The sequence below is a fragment of the Diplocloster hominis genome, from assembly GCF_032380655.1.
In the GTDB taxonomy this organism is placed as follows: domain Bacteria; phylum Bacillota; class Clostridia; order Lachnospirales; family Lachnospiraceae; genus Diplocloster; species Diplocloster hominis.
This window is the reverse complement of record NZ_JAWDIY010000019.1, coordinates 1-17,647: the sequence shown is the minus strand read 5'-3', so window position 1 is coordinate 17,647 and position 17,647 is coordinate 1. Positions and strand designations below refer to the sequence as shown.

13 protein-coding genes and 2 tRNA genes are annotated in these 17,647 nt (G+C 48.7%); 3 read left to right on the top strand and 12 right to left on the bottom strand.

The annotated features are described in order from the left end of the window. Positions 1-55: 55 nt before the first annotated feature. Positions 56-139 (bottom strand) — tRNA-Leu (locus ABC831_RS16925). A gap of 431 nt (positions 140-570) precedes the next feature. Between ABC831_RS16925 and ABC831_RS16920 the strand changes: the two genes are divergently transcribed. Then, a tRNA-Leu gene (locus ABC831_RS16920) sits at positions 571-654 on the top strand. Positions 655-750: 96 nt separating this feature from the next. Beyond that, positions 751-2,334 (top strand): putative polysaccharide biosynthesis protein, encoded by a 1,584-nt coding sequence (locus ABC831_RS16915; RefSeq protein WP_343249273.1) that lies wholly within the window; start codon positions 751-753, stop codon positions 2,332-2,334. Positions 2,335-2,358: 24 nt separating this feature from the next. Here the strand turns inward: ABC831_RS16915 and ABC831_RS16910 are convergent, their stop codons facing one another. From ABC831_RS16910 to ABC831_RS16900, 3 genes are all read right to left on the bottom strand, one after another. Next, a complete protein-coding gene (locus ABC831_RS16910; protein ID WP_425524600.1) occupies positions 2,359-3,408 on the bottom strand; it encodes an SPL family radical SAM protein in 1,050 nt (349 codons plus the stop codon). 121 nt (positions 3,409-3,529) lie between these two features. After that, positions 3,530-4,207 (bottom strand): fructose-6-phosphate aldolase, encoded by a 678-nt coding sequence (locus tag ABC831_RS16905; RefSeq protein WP_343249272.1) that lies wholly within the window; start codon positions 4,205-4,207, stop codon positions 3,530-3,532. A 70-nt stretch (positions 4,208-4,277) separates the two neighbouring features. After that, complete coding sequence (locus tag ABC831_RS16900) at positions 4,278-5,027, bottom strand: DeoR/GlpR family DNA-binding transcription regulator (RefSeq protein WP_343249271.1); 750 nt, start codon at positions 5,025-5,027, stop codon at positions 4,278-4,280. Between the two features lie 276 nt (positions 5,028-5,303). On the opposite strand from ABC831_RS16900, the gene ABC831_RS16895 reads away from it, so the two are divergent. After that, the gene (locus tag ABC831_RS16895; RefSeq protein WP_343249270.1) at positions 5,304-6,821 is read left to right on the top strand and encodes a xylulokinase; all 1,518 of its coding nucleotides are present in this window, start codon (positions 5,304-5,306) and stop codon (positions 6,819-6,821) included. Between the two features lie 165 nt (positions 6,822-6,986). Here ABC831_RS16895 and gpmI read toward each other — a convergent pair whose 3' ends face one another. The 8 genes from gpmI to ABC831_RS16855 all read right to left on the bottom strand — a co-directional run bounded on the left by gpmI (position 6,987) and on the right by ABC831_RS16855 (position 16,285). Next, entirely contained in the window at positions 6,987-8,528 is a 1,542-nt protein-coding gene (gpmI, locus tag ABC831_RS16890) for a 2,3-bisphosphoglycerate-independent phosphoglycerate mutase (RefSeq protein ID WP_343249269.1), read from the bottom strand. 158 nt (positions 8,529-8,686) lie between these two features. After that, positions 8,687-9,094: a DUF4854 domain-containing protein gene (locus ABC831_RS16885; RefSeq protein ID WP_343249268.1), complete on the bottom strand. Its 408-nt coding sequence runs from the start codon at positions 9,092-9,094 to the stop codon at positions 8,687-8,689. A 274-nt stretch (positions 9,095-9,368) separates the two neighbouring features. After that, complete coding sequence (tpiA, locus tag ABC831_RS16880; RefSeq protein ID WP_343249353.1) at positions 9,369-10,121, bottom strand: triose-phosphate isomerase; 753 nt, start codon at positions 10,119-10,121, stop codon at positions 9,369-9,371. Positions 10,122-10,139: 18 nt separating this feature from the next. Then, positions 10,140-11,330 (bottom strand): phosphoglycerate kinase, encoded by a 1,191-nt coding sequence (locus ABC831_RS16875; RefSeq protein WP_343249267.1) that lies wholly within the window; start codon positions 11,328-11,330, stop codon positions 10,140-10,142. A gap of 131 nt (positions 11,331-11,461) precedes the next feature. After that, positions 11,462-12,475, bottom strand: a complete 1,014-nt coding sequence (gene gap / locus ABC831_RS16870; RefSeq protein ID WP_158346784.1) for a type I glyceraldehyde-3-phosphate dehydrogenase — start codon at positions 12,473-12,475, stop codon at positions 11,462-11,464. A gap of 225 nt (positions 12,476-12,700) precedes the next feature. Further along, a complete protein-coding gene (locus tag ABC831_RS16865; RefSeq protein ID WP_343249266.1) occupies positions 12,701-13,840 on the bottom strand; it encodes a toxic anion resistance protein in 1,140 nt (379 codons plus the stop codon). A 12-nt stretch (positions 13,841-13,852) separates the two neighbouring features. Continuing rightward, a complete protein-coding gene (locus ABC831_RS16860) occupies positions 13,853-15,538 on the bottom strand; it encodes a vWA domain-containing protein (RefSeq protein ID WP_343249265.1) in 1,686 nt (561 codons plus the stop codon). Positions 15,539-15,550: 12 nt separating this feature from the next. Then, complete coding sequence (locus ABC831_RS16855) at positions 15,551-16,285, bottom strand: hypothetical protein (protein WP_343249264.1); 735 nt, start codon at positions 16,283-16,285, stop codon at positions 15,551-15,553. Positions 16,286-17,647: the final 1,362 nt, after the last annotated feature.

Here is a 17,647-nt window from a genome sequence, read left to right as displayed (position 1 = left end):
AAAATATATAAACAAAAAAACCTGTAAATCCATATCAGATCTACAGGCTACTCAGTGCGGGAAAAGGGACTTGAACCCTCACGTACATTCGTACACATGAACCTGAATCATGCCCGTCTGCCAATTCCGGCATTCCCGCAACTCACGAAACATATTCTATCGTTTCTTGCGCAAAATGTCAATGCTTTTTTATAAATTTCTCCAAATTTCCCCAAATTTTGTTACCATTCACCGCGGATGGGAGGGGACTGGCACCTTTCGGCAGTAGAACCGAGCCTTCCAGCAACTGCGTGGAGAAAGGGGCCTGTCCCAGGATGCCGGTCTATAGAAGGAAAAAGGTCTGTTTCTCCGTATATAGGAGTCTGCTCCAGTCAACAACTGGGACAGGCCCCTTTCTCCACGCAGTTGCTGGAAGGCTCGGCTCTACTGCCGAAAGGTGCCAGTCCCCTCCCATCCGGCCGTGAATGATAATTTTTATGACAAACTTTCTCAATTTTCTTCTTGACTAATGCAGGTCCATTTGTTAAAATATCACTTGTGGCAATCACATAACTGCTTTGTCACAGAACTGCGGGAATGCCGGAATTGGCAGACGGGCCAGACTAAGGATCTGGTGATCGCAAGGTCGTGAGGGTTCAAGTCCCTTTTCCCGCATGAATAGAAAGCCGATTCTGTATAATCGGCTTTTTTCTTTGTGATACTACATATGAAAAATCAATCTTGATCGGTTGAATGTCAGGAATGAAAACGATGAAAAGTACGGATAACAGATTTATTAAACAGGCCGGAATTCTTGCCGTGGCCGGAATCCTCTGCCGGATTATCGGGATTCTTTACCGCAGTCCGCTGACGAATATTATCGGGGATGAGGGAAACGGTTACTACAGTTCCGCTTATAACATCTATACGATCATATTACTGGTTTCTTCTTATAGTATACCTTCTGCGATTTCGAAAATCATATCCCAGCGCCTGGCTCTGAAGGAATATCGAAACGCTCACAGGATTTTTCGCTGTTCCATTCTTTATGTAGTGGTCGCTGGAATCATCGGCAGTCTGTTTGCCTTTTTCTGCGCGGATTTTCTGGTTGGAAGCAATGCAGTTCCCGTATTGCGCATTTTTGCGCCCACAATCTTCCTGTCGGGACTGTTAGGCGTTCTGCGTGGGTATTTCCAGGCACACGGGTCCATGGTCCAGACTTCCGTGTCCCAGATACTGGAACAGATCCTGAATGCAGTGATCAGTATCCTGGCCGCCTATCTGCTGATTCAAAGCTTTACCGGCGGGGATATGACACAGAAAGCGATCCGGGGTGCCTCTGGAAGCGCGCTGGGTACCGGCGCCGGTGTGTTAACCGCTCTGATTTTCGTCTTTGCCGTGTACTTATTCAACCGCCGTACGATTGTCCGCAGAGTCGAACGTGATACCAGCCATAAGACCGAATCCTACCGGGAAATCAGCAAAATCATCCTGTTCATGGTAACCCCGGTTATCCTAAGTACTTTTATCTATAATTTCAGCACCTCTTTAAATCAAACGATCTACAGCAAAATCCTGGAGAGCACAAAAACTCTTACAGGTGCGCAGATCGCCACCTCCTATGGGATCTTTTCCGGAAAAGCCATTGTAATCACCAACATTCCCATCGCCATCGCCACCGCCATGTCCTCTGCCATGATCCCCTCCATTTCCGGGACCTATGCCCTGGGGGATTCGGACCAGACCAATGCGAAAATCAGCAACGCGATCCGCATCACCATGCTGATCGCTATTCCTGCCGCTGTGGGGATGACTGTGCTGGCACGCCCGATCGTGCAGCTTTTGTTTCCCCAGAAAGCCTCGCTGGATCTGGCGGCCAGCCTTCTGCGCTGTCTTGGAGTAACGGTGATTCTTTATTCTCTGTCTACGCTTACCAATGCGGTACTGCAGGCTGTGGGAAAAGTAAATCTGCCCGTGCGCAATGCCAGTATCTCTCTTGTAATCCAGACGATCGCTCTTATCCTGCTGCTTTATTTCACTGACGCCGGTCTGTATGCGCTGGCGGCGGCCACGATTATTTATTCCCTGTTCATGTGTATATTGAATGGAATCTCCGTGCGCAATTTTCTGGACTATCGCCAGGAAATCGGCGATACCTTTTTAAAACCCGTCCTGATTTCCATCGTAATGGGTGGAATCGCCTACGCGGTTTATGCCGGAAGCGCCCGGCTGATACACAGCAACACCATCTGTCTGTTCCTGTCTATCGCTGTGGCCGCCCTGTTCTATTTCCTGATGATTATAAAGCTGCACCTGTTAAATACCGAGGACCTCGGTGGTAACCGGATCTCATAGCCGCATTCCGCCTTTCTTTTCTCTTCAGACAATATATAGAATATGCATCCCCTTCAAATACCGCCCGATCAGGCTGCGCAGGTATATTTCTCCTTCCTCCCGCAGTTCTTTCCGATAGCAGTATTTTCCTCTGCCCCGTCCGGTCATCTGTTCCTTCTCATAGAGATTTACCGCATTGGGAAAAGCCTCCGTGTTAATCGCGTTCTGTACAAAGCTGTAGGTCATAAAAATAATCTCGATCACTGCTTCTTTTTTTACCCGGTCCGTCATTTGCTCCGCCATCTGCCGGATCAGCTGTTCATACAGCGTCTTCCATCCCTCCACCATGATCACCGGGGCAATCAGAATCCCTACCCGGTATCCGGCGTCACATACCGCATTTAACGCACGGATACGGGCATTTAACGGTGAGGTCCCGAATTCCACCGTCCGGATGATTTCCTGCGGATTCAGACTCATGCGGACAATCACACGGCGCTTATGGTCCAGTGCCAGGAGCGGTTCTACCATATCAAATTTCGTGGGAAAGGTCAGAATACCGCTGGGATTCCGAACGAATTCCCGGATCGTCCACTCCAGATTTCCCGTTATCGTATTTTCCAATATCAGATCACTGTTGCTGCCGATCTCATAGACCATCTCCTGATCCGCCCGCTGTGCGTGCCGGATCAGCCTCTCCAGCATCTGCTCCCTGTTTACAAATAATCTCAGATATGAGCACTTGTTATAATTGCAGACCAGATAACAGTACAGGCACATAGCTGTACATCCGGAGGAAGTATAGGGCACCAGATAATCAGAAACCTTGTGATTCTCCACATACCGATGCGTCTTTCTGATACCAACGATCAGATACTGCTTCATTTTTCCAAAATCTTTATTGGGCCGTTTCCGCATTTCTTCTATATTATTGTGGTTCTCAATGGGTATCCACTCCTTATCGGAATATTTCCTGCGCAGTTCCTCTCCCAGTTTATATTCAAGTGCCGCCTTTTCGTAGTAAATGGCCTCTGGAAACAATCGATCGCCTTCTTTCTTCTTTTGTTTAGTATGTGAGTCTGCATCTATTCTCATACGCGGCAGCCCGATTCCATTGAAAATGAGTTGGAGCGTCTTTTATTTCATAGGGGCACTTTCCTATAAAATGAAATAAGCGCAAACGGCCGGACCGCTTGCGCTCTTTCATCAAATCTCCTTATAAATCCATAATCAGCTGATCACCAAATACTGATTTCCAATCCTCCGTGAAATCATCCACCGCCTGCTGGATCGACGGCATGCTGAAAGCTCCCTCGATAATATCTATCCCCATAGTGGCTGTCTGGGCGCCTGCCATAAATGCTTCGTTTACCTGTCCCATATTCTTAAAGCTGGCGGCCAGAATCTTAGTGGAATATCCATAGTCCCGGATCATTTTAGCGAAAGAACCTACCACATCCCTGGCATCAATCCCCATATTTTCCATACGGTTATAATAGGGCGCGATATAGTCAGCGCCGGCCTCCATAGCCAGGAAACCCTGCATCTTTGTATAAATAGCGGTCGCCGTAGTATTTACGCCTCTGCCGTGCAGTGCCCGGATTACCTTCAGCCCTTCCAGTGTTACCGGCACCTTGATATAAACCTGATCATCCACATTCTTCAGAATCGCCTCAGCGTCCTTCATCATCCCTTCATAGTCCTGGGCAGTTACCTGGATATGTAATGTTTTATCCAAACCGATGATAGAACGTATCTCACGCATATGGGAAAAGAAATCTATTTTCCCCTCTTTTTTAACAATACTGGGATTAGAGGTAACTCCTGTTATCGGGATAAATTCCCCATATTTTCTGATCGCCCCGATGTTCGCTGTGTCAAATAAGTATTCCATGCTGTTCCATCCTTTCCTTTTCGCATTTCTATATTAATATTTTCTATTACTGCCGTTTCCTGTAAACTCTTCACTCCACCGCCAGCACTTGTACACCGGCACCGGCCAGGTAATCTCTGATCTCTCCGGGTATACCGGAATCCGTAATAACCACTGAGACCTCCGACGGCTTTAAAAAAGATACGGTCCCCGCCCGGGTAAATTTCTCCGCGTCTGCCAGCACTATCGTCCTTTGCGCCGACTCAGCCATCGCGCGTACCGTGTCCGCCCGCACCAGATTATCACCGGTAAAACCGTTCGTCTGCGAAAACCCATCGGTTCCCACGAAAATCTTATCGACGCAGAACTGCTGTGCGCACATCTTCGTCAGCGGACCGACCATCGCCTGGGCCCTGGGCTGATAATCTCCTCCCAGAAGTGTGACCTTAACTCCTGGCGCGTCTTTTACATAAGAAGCCAGATAGGCCGAATTCGTAATGATCGTAACCCCTCTTTTTTCGTAAGCCAGTAATTCCGCCAGCAGCATACAGGCCGATCCGGATTCGATCATTACCGTCTCCCCGTCCTGTACAAGCTTCGCTGCGCTTAAAGCGATCTTCCGCTTAATCTCATAATGAAAGGCCATCCGATAGTTGATATCGTCCTCATCATTGAGCATCGCATATCCACGCTCCCGCTTCAGTATCCCTTTATCCGAAAGGATATCCAGATCCTTGCGCACGGTAACCTGGGACGTGTGTAAAAGCTCCGCCAGCCTGGAAACCTCTATTTTCTTATGGATACTGACCAGTTCAATGATTCTGATATGGCGTTCTTCCATTTGGCATTACTCCTTCTTATTTTCTTATATTATATTATTTTATTACATATATGTCAATATCAACTTTCGTACGTAAGCTATTGTTTTACATACTTTACATTCCCTTACTTTATTGATACAATAAATCTATGAAACTGCTATATTTATTTCAGCAATTATCGCATACCGTTCAAGCTTATTCTATCCAGGATATCAGCCCGGGAATTCATACATAAGGCGTATATAACACTGTAATAATAGCAGCAAAAAATCACAGAAAGATAAGGAGGAATACTCTTGAAACAATATCTGATCGCCCATGATCTGGGAACATCAGGGAATAAAGCTTCCCTGTTCTCAGCAGACGGAGAATTGATCCGCAGTTACACCCATCCTTACAACGTCCATTTCTTCCAATCCAACTACGCAGAGCAGAATCCGGAAGATTGGTGGGAGGCCGTCTGTGTGTCCACCAGGGAAATCCTGCGGGATACAGATCCGGGACAAGTTCTGGCTATTTCCTTTTCTGCGCAGATGCAGTGCTGTCTGATTGTAGATCAAAACGGAGTACCCTTAAGACCAGCGATCATCTGGGCTGACCAAAGAGCGGGGATAGAAGCGGATCTCTTAAGCCGGCAGGTCGGTGCCGACCGGATGTATCAGCTGACCGGCCACCGGGTCAGCGCCTCTTACAGCATAGAAAAACTTATGTGGATAAAAACCCATGAACCGGAGCTCTATAAAAAAACCTACAAAATGCTCCAGGCAAAGGATTATATCATCTACCGGCTCACCGGCCGGTTCGTCACCGATTATTCCGACGCCTCCGGAACCAACGCGCTGGATCTAAAAGCTCTGGACTGGTCTGATGAGATACTGAACGCTGCCGGAATCTCCAGGAACAAACTGCCGGAGTTAAAGCAATCCATTGATATCGCCGGTCCCCTTACCCCGGATGCCGCCCGCGCCCTTGATCTGACCTCAGATACGCTGGTCGTATGCGGCGGTGGAGACGGGCCTTGTTCCGCATTGGGCGCCGGATGTATCCAGCCGAACCAGATGTTCCTGACCTTCGGCACATCCGCCTGGATCGGCGGAACCACCCCTGAGATGTTCGTAGACCCGGATCAGACCCTCTTCTGTTTCGCCCACGTCATTCCCGGGCAGTACATGCCCTGCGGAACCACCCAGTCGGCCGGAAGTGTCTATTCCTACATCCGCAGGTCCCTGTGCGCCGTTGAAACCCAGGCGGCCGAGGAAGCAGGACAGAATCCATATGACTATCTGAATGACCTCATGGCCTCCTCGCCTGCAGGCGCAAAAAAGCTCCTCTTTCTGCCCTACCTGTTAGGTGAGCGGAGTCCCCGCTGGAACCCCAATACCGCCGGCAGCTACATCGGTATCAAAATGCACCACACAAAAGCAGACTACGTCCGGGCCGCAGCAGAAGGTATCGCCATGAACCTGGAGTTAATCCTGGCCGCCTACCGGCGCTCCATGCCGGTAGATCACCTGATTCTCACAGGCGGAGGCGCCAAAGGAGACATCATCGCCCGCATCCTCTCCGATGTGCTGGACGTCTCCCTCACCCGCCCGGACCATGTAGAAGAAGCCACCTCGATCTCAGCCGCTATGATCGCAGGCGTGGGCATCGGCCTCTATCCGGACTTCTCAGAGGTATCCCGGTTTCTGCACACCAAAGACACCTTCCATCCCATCCCGGAACATGTGAAGGTTTACAACCAGCTGAAGCCTCTATTTAATAAAGGATATTTTGCGCTTGAGGGACTATTTAACGAGCTTGAAGAGATATAAGTTAAATTAAGAGCGGGTATTAGCTGTGGGCCGACGTAAGCCCACAGCCAATACCCGCTCCCGGCAGCTCCCCCGCGGTACCGGGGCGAACCACAAAAAAAGGCCGGAGCCGGAAGTTGGACATCACAGAGACATCCACATTCCTCAGGCTCGGCCCAAAACACACTACTTCTTCATCAGCAACGATTTCCCCGTCATTTCGACAGGCTGTTCCATCCCCATCATTTCGATCAGGGTAGGCGCTATATCCGCCAGACATCCGCCTTCCCTAAGCGTGTAGTCCTTCTCGTAGTTCACCAGGATAAAGGGAACCGGATTGATCGTATGGGCGGTGAAAGGATCACCGGTATTGTAATCCACTAGTTGTTCCGCGTTTCCGTGATCGGCGCAGATGAACATCTGTCCGTTTACTTCCATTAAAGCGTCATAGGCTTTTCCCACACATTCGTCTACTGCTTCCACCGCTTTGATGGCAGCTGCTTCCACGCCGGTATGGCCTACCATGTCGGGGTTGGCAAAGTTTATAATGATGACATCATATTTGTCTGATTTGATCGCCTCTACCAGCTTATCGGCTACTTTATAAGCGCTCATTTCGGGCTGGAGATCGTAGGTGGCAACCTTGGGGGATTTTACCAGAATTCTGTCTTCTCCCTTATTGGGCTCCTCTACTCCGCCGTTGAAAAAGAAAGTTACATGCGCGTATTTTTCTGTCTCCGCGATTCTGGCCTGTGTCATACCGTGAGCGGCCAGGAATTCGCCGAAAGTGTTGGTAATCTCTACTTTATGGAAAGCGACGGTCTTGTTCGGGATCGTAACATCGTATTCGGTAAAGCAAATGTAGGTGAGATCCAGTCTCTTCTCCCGCTCAAATCCGCTGAAATCATTATCACAGAAAGCTCTTGTTATTTCTCTCGCTCTGTCCGGGCGGAAATTGAAAAAGATAACAGAATCTTTCTCCTGTATCGTGGCTACCGGTTGTCCATTTTTCACTACTACGGCCGGAAGGACAAATTCATCATTCTTGCCTTCATCATAGGAATTCTGCACTGCTTCAGGCGCGCTGCCTGCCGGTACTCCTTCGCCCTTTGCGAGCGCTTTGTAGGCCAGTTCCACACGGTCCCAACGGTTATCACGGTCCATCGCGTAGTAGCGTCCCATGACCGTAGCGATCTCACCGACACCGATTTCTTCCATCTTCGCTTCTAACTGTTCCACATAGCCCTTTCCGGATGCCGGAGGAGTATCTCTTCCATCCAGGAAACAGTGGACATACACCTTATTGAGGCCATGCTGTTTTGCCAGCTCCAAAAGGCCGTACAGATGGGTGTTATGGCTGTGTACACCACCGTCTGACAGGAGTCCGAACATGTGAAGGGCGGAATCATTCGCCTTACAGTTTTCTACAGCTTTTAACAATGCCTCATTTTTAAAGAAGTCTCCGTCCTGGATTTCTTTCGTAATCCTGGTCAGCTCCTGATAGACAATCCGGCCTGCTCCCATATTCAGGTGACCCACTTCGGAGTTACCCATCTGGCCGTCCGGAAGACCCACTGCCATACCACTGGCATTTCCTTGTACAAACGGATATTCTGACATTAACTTGTCCATAACCGGGGTGTTAGCCTCAGCAACCGCATTTCCATCTTTACGGTCATTTAATCCGTAACCATCTAAGATCATTAATACAGTTGGTTTTTTACTCATTTTGATTGCTCCTTTTCTATAATCACATCGTTATCAATATAACACATATCCTATGCCAATTACAAGGAAATACGAAAAATATCCTGTCAATCAGGCTTTATAGCATATCTTGGCCTCATCGACAGGATATTTTATTTTCTTAGTCTATAATCTGCTGATTATTCCGGTGCGTATTCTTTAGAGAAAATCTCCGTTCCATCGTTATTCAGATACTTCACTACAACAGCCGGATTATCGACTTTTACTTCTTTTTTCAGTTCTTCAGCCACCTGGACAAAAGCATCTTTCTGCTGGTCCATTGCGGCTTCAAGGGATTCTGCCATGCCTGTCGCATCCACCTGCTGATCCAAAGTATATTCATAAATCAGCTTATCGCCATCGGCTTTTATATCGATGCTCATCCCGGAGCCTGTCAGAGATTCTCTGACGGTCTCAAGTTCTGTCTGCATTTCATCGGAAGCGATAAAATCATCCAGATTATCGAACTTCTTTCCACATCCTACAACGGTTAATGTCATAGCAAGGATCATAGCCATGACGATGATACGTGACACTTTCTGTTTCATTTTCTTTACCTCTCTTTTTTAGTTTATGTAATTTTTGCATCTCCTGACAGGTTACGAGCCGTTTTATCCTACAATGTCAGAATGAAATTAGGAGCGCTTTTCTTTGAAATATACAAAATCTCCTGCCAATGAGTCCTCCGCATATCGCTCGTCCTCACTGACAGGATATTCTTTTCTCTTTCGTATAATTATTTATCAGAACGCTTGCTCTATCATCAGCTCTTCACGATGTCGAAAGGGATGCAAAGGATTACCAGTTGAAAATGAAAGATTATTATTTATTATAATTCACAATCTTTCCAAAATCAGGCTTTAAGGAAGCTCCGCCTACCAGGCCGCCGTCGATATCGCTCTGGGCAAACAGTTCGGGAGCGCTGGAAGCGGATACGCTGCCGCCGTACTGGATACGGATGGCCGCTGCGGTAGCTTCGTCATAGATCTCGCCGATGCATACGCGGATCGCCGCGCATACTTCCTGAGCCTGCTCTGTGGTAGCGACTTTGCCGGTTCCGATCGCCCAGATAGGTTCGTAAGCGATCACTGCGGTCTTCGCCTGATCTGCAGTTACATTCAGGAAAGCGATCTTGATCTGCTGACGGATCCAGTCTATGGTGATACCCTGCTCTCTCTGGGTTAAGGATTCCCCGCAGCAGATGATCGGGGTCAGGCCGTGCTCGAATGCTTTCAGGACTTTTTTGTTGACAGTTTCATCGGTCTCCGCGAAGTATTCTCTTCTCTCGGAATGTCCGATAATCACATATTTTACTCCTACATCGGTCAGCATGTTGGGAGCGATCTCGCCTGTGTAAGCGCCGCTCTCTTCATAATACATGTTCTCTGCCCCGATCTGGATGTTGCTTCCCTTGGCTGCCTCCAGGCAGGGAATGATATCGATAGCAGGTACGCAGAATACTACGTCTACCTCTTCGTTTGCCACCAGGGGTTTTAACTCATTTACTAATGCAACGGCCTCACTGGGGGTTTTGTTCATTTTCCAGTTGCCTGCGATAATCTTTTTACGCATGATATAATTCTCCTTTTCACTTTATTTGTCGTTGGCTGCCACTACTCCGGGAAGTTCCTTGCCTTCCAGGAATTCTAAGGAAGCGCCGCCGCCTGTGGAAATATGGGTCATCTTATCCCCGAAGCCCAGCTGGTTCACTGCCGCTGCGGAATCCCCGCCGCCGATGATGGTGGTCGCATCCAGATCAGCCAGAGCTTTCGCTACCGCAATGGTTCCGGCCGCGAAGTTGGACATCTCGAATACACCCATGGGGCCATTCCATACGACAGTCTTAGCATCTTTTAAAGCATCCGCGTACAGAGCCTGGGTCTTCGGTCCGATATCCAGACCCATCTCGTCAGCAGCCAGGCTGCCTTCCACTACACGGAAGGCAGCATCGTTGGAGAACTCTTTCGCTGCCACGGTATCTACAGGCAGTAATAACTTCACGCCTTTTTCTTTTGCTTTATCGATCATCTCTTTTGCGTAATCCAGGTAATCATCCTCAACCAGGGATTTCCCGATCTCTTCGCCCTGTGCCTTCGCAAAAGTATAGCACATGCCGCCGCCGATGATCAGGGTATCAACTTTGTCCAGCAGGTTGTTGATGACGGAGATCTTGCTGGAAACTTTGGAGCCGCCCAGGATAGCCACGAAAGGTCTTTTCGGATTATCTACCGCATTGCCCAGGAAGTCGATCTCTTTTTGCATCAGGTAGCCCACAACCGCGGTGTCCACGTACTGGGTAACCCCTACATTGGAGCAATGCGCACGGTGAGCGGTACCGAACGCGTCGTTTACAAACACGTCACACAGGGAAGCCAAGTCTTTGCTGAAGGCCTCGCCGTTCTTGGTCTCTTCCGCTCTGTAACGGGTATTTTCCAATAATACAACGTCGCCGTCTTTCATAGCTTCCACAGCAGCTTTCGCATTGGGGCCTACCACTTCGGGATCAGCGGCAAATTTTACTTCCTGTCCCAGCAGCTCGGTCAGTCTTTTGGCCACAGGCGCCAGGGATAATTCCGGCTTCGGCTCACCCTTCGGTTTTCCAAGGTGGGAGCAAAGGATCACTCTTCCGCCGTCGGCAATTAATTTCTTAATCGTGGGCAGAGCAGCTACCAGACGGTTCTCATCAGTGATTTTTCCTTCCTGTAACGGTACGTTAAAATCGCAGCGGCAGAGAACTCTTTTGCCTTTTACGTTGATGTCATCTACAGATTTTTTGTTTAACATAGTATATTCCTCCTCGAATCGCAAATTTTACGTTTTTGTAGGTAATAAAACCGAAAAACGGGTCCGGCCCTTCGTTAGACCGGACCCATAATCGGATCTTACATATTGATATTCGTTTCTCCGACGGATAATTAAGCTAATTCAGAGAAGTATTTGATGGTTCTGACCATCTGGCTGGTGTAGGAGTTCTCATTGTCATACCAGGATACACATTTCACTAATGTGTTGCCGTCTCCCATATCCATAACCGTGGTCTGAGTAGCATCGAACAGAGAACCATAGGTAATTCCGATGATATCGGAGGATACCAGCTCGTCCTCGGTATATCCGAAGGAATCAGAAGCTGCTGCCTTCATAGCTGCGTTGATGTCATCTTTGGATACAACACCTTCACAAACAGCTACTAACTGGGTCAGGGAACCTGTGGGAACAGGAACACGCTGTGCACAGCCGTCTAATACGCCGTTTAATTCAGGAATAACAAGGCCGATCGCTTTTGCAGCGCCGGTGGAGTTGGGAACGATGTTCACAGCTGCGGCACGGGCTCTTCTCAAATCGCCTTTTCTCTGAGGTCCGTCCAGAGTCATCTGATCTCCGGTGTAAGCGTGGATCGTGGTCATATAACCTTTTTTGATCTTCGCTAATTTGTTCAGAGTGTCTGCCATGGGAGCCAGGCAGTTGGTGGTACAGGAAGCAGCGGAGATAACGGTATCTTCTGCTTTCAGTGTGTCTTCGTTTACGCTGTATACGATGGTAGGAAGGTCGTTTCCTGCAGGAGCAGAGATAACAACTTTTCTGGCACCAGCTTTAATATGAGCTTCGGATTTTGCTTTGGAAGTAAAGAAACCGGTACATTCCAGAACAACGTCTACACTCAGCTCGCCCCAAGGCAATTCTTCGGGATTGGCTTTTGCGTAGATTTTGATCTCATGGCCGTCTACAACGATAGAATCTTCTTTTGCTTCAACCTTGTCAGCTAACGCATATCTTCCCTGTGCGGAATCATATTTTAATAAGTGTGCCAGCATTTTGGGGCTGGTTAAATCATTGATTGCAACAACTTCATAACCTTCTGCGCCGAACATCTGTCTGAAAGCAAGACGACCGATACGTCCAAATCCGTTAATAGCTACTTTTACTGCCATAGTTTTAATTCCTCCTAAAGTTTATTAATTACCCTCACTGTATGAAACAGCAGTGAATTCTTGAGTTTCCAACGATCAAAGGCGATTGTTAAAGAAATCTCAACCTATTTGATATTCTACATAATTTGTCCAGAAAATTCAAGTGCTATTTAAAAATAATTGAATCCTCACCGAAGATTGGCTAATCCGCAGAATCCATGGGCCTTTTTGTCCCTTTCTCCGGTATTATTGCATAAGTGCATTTCCCTCTTCCATCTGCCGGATCTTCTTTTCCCCGGAGTCGGTCAGGGTTTTCAGCCCGTCGATCACGCTCTTCATCTGCGGCAGCGCCTGCTGCTTATAGGCGTTGATCGCGTCAAAGGCATCAAAGGTGTCCGCGAACGCGGATCTTAAGTCATCCACAGAGAGGCTGGCCTCCATGGAACGCTGCTGGATCTGGGCCCCCTGTTCTTTTAACATCCGGGCCGTGCCGGCGATCATGCTGCTGGTGGTTTTATTTAACGCTTCCACCTTCTCCATCACGATCTTCTGATTATACAGGGCGGAAGCTACCGTCACCGCCACCCGTAGAGCCGATACCGTCACATTCTGCGCCCGTTCCACCGCGCGGATCAGTTCCTTGTTATTCCTGCGCAGAATCTCCATCGCTACGATTCCCTGCTGGTTCACCGCCAGCAGCTGTTGGAAATCCATGATCTTCTGCCTGAGCGGGAACTGGATCTCCTCCTCGGCAAATTTAATCTTCTCCGCCTCCATATTGGCCGCCTTCGCGTTGTCGATCTCTTCTGTCAGCGCGTCATCCATCCGGATACCCAGCTCGATATTCTGATTCAGCTTGATCGTCAGATCCCGCATGGCCACCTGTTCGATCTCCAGCGTGGTATTGTCCCTCTTCAGGATATTCTTTCCTTTTTCCAGGGATTCCAGGATATCGTGGATCATATCATCCGCTTTCTGGAATCTGGCGAAATAATTCCGGATCGGGTTGAAAATCTTACCCAGCACCCCTTCCCTGGTAAAGTCCAGAGCGGACGGGTCCAGCTCTTTCATCTTCTGCTGCAGTTCCACCAGGCCGGTTACCACCTCACCGTTCTGAGAACCCATCTTGCTGAGTTCCCCGATCCGTACCTGAAGCAGTTCATTCTTCTTTCGGGACTGGGTAACCACATCCACGCCAAAGGATTCGATGGAATCCACATATTTTCTTCTGTCCGCCAAAGATCCCAGGTCTACCGCCAGCGCTTCCCGCGCATTCTGCTTTGCCGCATCCAGGATCAGTTCTTTTTTCTCCTGGGTGGGCGCGATCTCCTGCACCACCTCTTTCTCGATCACCTTTGTATCCGGTATTTCCATTGAAAATGCCATCCGTTCACCCTCCTACATCTGTGCGTTAAACAAGTTTTTCAGCTTATAGATTACATCATCTGTCTCCGCGTTGATACTGGCGGCCTCATTAATGGAGGATATCTTCTCCAGCGCCGCGATATCCGCATTGTAGCCGATCGTATATACAGGAATCGAATAAGTCTCCAGAATATCCCTGACATCATTCAGACTGTAACCCGTGTTGGAATCCCCATCACTTAACACAAACAGCATAGGCTTCGCATCCGGGTGTTCCGCCAGCGCCTTCTCCAGCATATCGACACCGACAGCGATCCCGTCAAAGGTAGCGGTACCGCCTGTAGCGATCAGGTCGGATATAGCCCCTTTAAAATAGGCCTGCTGGTTCAGGTCGAACTGCCCTACCGGCAGATTCACATACACATCATTATTATAGGAAACCATACCCACATAGTGGTCCGACTTTATATACTGCATGCTGTTGATCATGGATTCCTTCAGCATATTAAGCGGCGCTCCGTCCATACTGCCCGAGATATCGATGACGAACACGGCCACAATCGGCGTTCCCACGTCCTTATTTTCCTTCCAGAGCTTCTGGGCCTTAATCAACGTATCCCCGTCGAATTCCGGTGTCTCACTGACATACTCATCCATATAATTAAATCCGTACTCCGATGCCAGCTTCTGATTTTCATCATTCAGGCAGAAATCCTTAAACATATTCAGCAGCTGCTTCTTATCCTCCGATAAGGTTCCCACTGCGTACAGCGGCTCGTCATGGCGTACTCCAAACGGCGTGAAGATATATTCCCTCTTCAGATCCGGGAGGTTCGCATAGCTTTGGTATTCCAGAATAAATCCGTCCAGCGCCCCCGACTCCGCAGCGTCCCGCATCTGCATCGTCGTGTAGGAGACAAACGGGATATTCGTCTGGAAGCTGTTAAAGCCCTCCACCGCCGTATCGCTTAAAATATTATTATTATCGTATGTATAAAGGGTATTTACCAGGAAATTCAGCCCCGCGGAACTGGCAAAGGGATTCGTATATCCCATGATAATCTCCGCGTCAATAGTCGCCTGGGTAATCGTCTTCATATTAATCGCGCCATACTTATCCATCAGCGCATTGTATTTTTCTTCTTTCAGGAGCACTCCGGCCACATTTCCTGCCAGCCGGTCCGTCAGCATTTCCACCGGCACTCCCTCAGCCTTAATCATCTCCCCCCAGAACGTGTTCGACGGGGAAATCGCATCCGGTACATATTTTCCGGAAGAAATATATTCCACCGCCGTTCCGGAAGAAACATTCCGTACCGCCACAGAAACCGGCTGTCCGTTCACCTCATACCCCTGCTGGTTAAACTTCTGCGCCACCTCGTTAAACCATCCGTCCGTTCCGTCCCCGGCCTTCTCCGGCGAAGACAGAATCTCCACATACAGCTCCGTAGCCGGCTGTACAGTCAGCGGATAAGTATCAATATCCGGCAGTTCATCCTGCAAAGAAGTCGTACTAAGCTCCACCGCCTCTTTCCTGGCCGGCACCTCCTTCGGCTCGATCCTCTTCACCATCTTCTCAAGCTTCTTGTCCGCGGACTCCTGGGAAATGGCGGACGATGATTTCCCAATATTCCTGGTCAAAAACAGACCGCCCAGCACCGCCGCAAACACCAGAATACCGACCGCGGCAATGATCACAATACCCTTATTCTTCTTCATGCCCATTCTCCTCTACTTGTAATATTTTGTATGCTCAATCAGGCTGTTAATCTCCTGAATCGCCGGCAGCTCCTCCAGCGTGCCGCCTTCCATATCATCCAGCTTCGAGATCTCCAGTATCAGCCCATCCAGCTTCAGCAGAATATCTTCATTCCTATCAATCGCAGTGTGCACATAATCGATATGTTCCTTACAGATCTTAAGCATCTTCTCCGTACTCTCCGCCGCCTTTCCCGACGTCCCTCTTAACGCATTCCGGTACTCCTCCTCATCAAACAGATTGATCCGGTTAATCATCTTCTTCACATTATCATAAAAAATCTCCGACGCGCCCCGCATCGCATTCTGAAACTGCTGATAAGCCATCTCCCCCTCTGTAAAATACTGAAGCAAAATAACATTCAGCACTTCCGTCTTTTTCATCATCTTCTCAATGCATCTCACCATATGGTCCGTCTCATCCTCAAAAGTCCTCTTTGCAGAGTCCTTAAGCACATCCAGATAATCCTCCGGCTTCGCGAACTCATCCTTCCGGTAGATCTGTGTCTTATTCCCCTTAAAAATAATCCTGTAATTCCCATAACAAAAAACGAGCAGGCTCACCACAACTATCGTAATACACAAGGCCCGCACGATCAGACTCTGGCTCCCCCACAGGTTCAGCATCCCCTCCGAAAAAACCACAATATTAAAAAGCACTATCCCCAAATTCAAACACACCAATTTCACTATCTGTTTCTGCGACAACACAAGACCTCCCTGAAGCTTTTCTCCCTGATCCTAGCACTTGAACTGCTATGCCTTCAATTATAAAGCACCCCTAAAAACATTACAAGCTTATTTTCCGGAATTGGGTCAGGGATGAAAGGGGCTGGGGAATTCGGTCCGGGAAGATCGGGGAGCGGCCAAGGGCTGGCGGGGCGGGGGACAATCTCGTGGGGCAAAATCGCTTCGGACGGACCTAAGAATGGGTAACTCCGATGGAGGGAGAACCTCTTATTGGCAGGGCCCGGAACAAACTCGCCAAAGGACGGCTCGGACAGTGTTCCAGGCCCTGCGAGGTTCTCCCACCATCTGCGTAACCCATTCTAAGGCCCGCCCTCAAGCGATTTTGCCCCACGAGATTGTCCCCCGCCCCGCCAGCCCTTGGCCGCTCCCCGATCTTCCCTGCATTGGTACAGGCTGATATTCATGTTCTGACAATGGTTATATTGATTTTGGTTATTCTACTTTGGTTATTTTAACTTTGGTAAAGCAGGTTCTATATGCGGGTATGGGTTTGAAGAATTTCAGTTGCATATCTGTCTTTATGAAAACTATGAATGGTCTGATATTCATTTTGGGATCAATCGGGGAGACTGTCCGAAAACTCAGGCAACAAAAAAATTGCACAAATATTTCAGAAAAACGTAATATATGAAGCCTGAAAGTCTGATATGAGTACTTAAAACAATAAATCAGGGTTTATATACGCAGGAAATCAAAATATGAATGATACAATTTGTCAGATGTACTTTAGTTTTCGGACAGTCTGAGAGGAGGGAGTGTGGATGGAGACAGGGATAGATATAAACATCGGTATCGGTATAGTTTTAGATTTAGCTTTAGCTTTAGCTTTTGTGTTATATAAAAGTTAATAGATTTACTGGCATCGAACTATGTAGTCTGGTGGATTATAATCTGTCGATTTTCTTTTGGGTACAGTTCGTACGATTCCGCACTTGAATCTCAGGCCTCACCAAAGCAGGAGCGGCTGGCGTAAGTACGGATGCTGGGCGGGGGGCTGACGTTGGCGGGCGTATTGTTTTGGATGGGCCTTTGACGGGTGTCCCGTTGGGGGCGGTATCCTGCTGGACTGGGGGGCTTCCGCCGGTTTGGGTGAGCCTTCCGCTTCTGGCTGGGGCGGGCGGCGGAGTCTGGGGATGCTCCCGGCGGCCGGGTCCTTTTGTGTCTCCTTGGGAGTGCATAGGGCGGCTGTGTATCAGCTTAGTGAAATCGAAAAGCCGGGTTCAGGATGCACGGCGGACTTCACGTCCGACGGGCAAGAGCCTCTGAACCGGGAACACTTCATGTGTTCCTGGTGAATAGGCTCGATTCCTGAACCCGGCT

Coding starts and splice junctions, on each gene's coding strand:
- ABC831_RS16910 (WP_425524600.1), bottom strand. CDS start 3,408: ATGAGAATAGATGCAGACTCACATACTAAACAAAAGAAGAAAGAAGGC.
- ABC831_RS16900 (WP_343249271.1), bottom strand. CDS start 5,027: ATGGAAGAACGCCATATCAGAATCATTGAACTGGTCAGTATCCATAAG.
- ABC831_RS16905 (WP_343249272.1), bottom strand. CDS start 4,207: ATGGAATACTTATTTGACACAGCGAACATCGGGGCGATCAGAAAATAT.
- ABC831_RS16915 (WP_343249273.1), top strand. CDS start 751: ATGAAAAGTACGGATAACAGATTTATTAAACAGGCCGGAATTCTTGCC.
- ABC831_RS16865 (WP_343249266.1), bottom strand. CDS start 13,840: ATGGCATTTTCAATGGAAATACCGGATACAAAGGTGATCGAGAAAGAG.
- gap (WP_158346784.1), bottom strand. CDS start 12,475: ATGGCAGTAAAAGTAGCTATTAACGGATTTGGACGTATCGGTCGTCTT.
- ABC831_RS16860 (WP_343249265.1), bottom strand. CDS start 15,538: ATGAAGAAGAATAAGGGTATTGTGATCATTGCCGCGGTCGGTATTCTG.
- ABC831_RS16885 (WP_343249268.1), bottom strand. CDS start 9,094: ATGAAACAGAAAGTGTCACGTATCATCGTCATGGCTATGATCCTTGCT.
- ABC831_RS16875 (WP_343249267.1), bottom strand. CDS start 11,330: ATGTTAAACAAAAAATCTGTAGATGACATCAACGTAAAAGGCAAAAGA.
- gpmI (WP_343249269.1), bottom strand. CDS start 8,528: ATGAGTAAAAAACCAACTGTATTAATGATCTTAGATGGTTACGGATTA.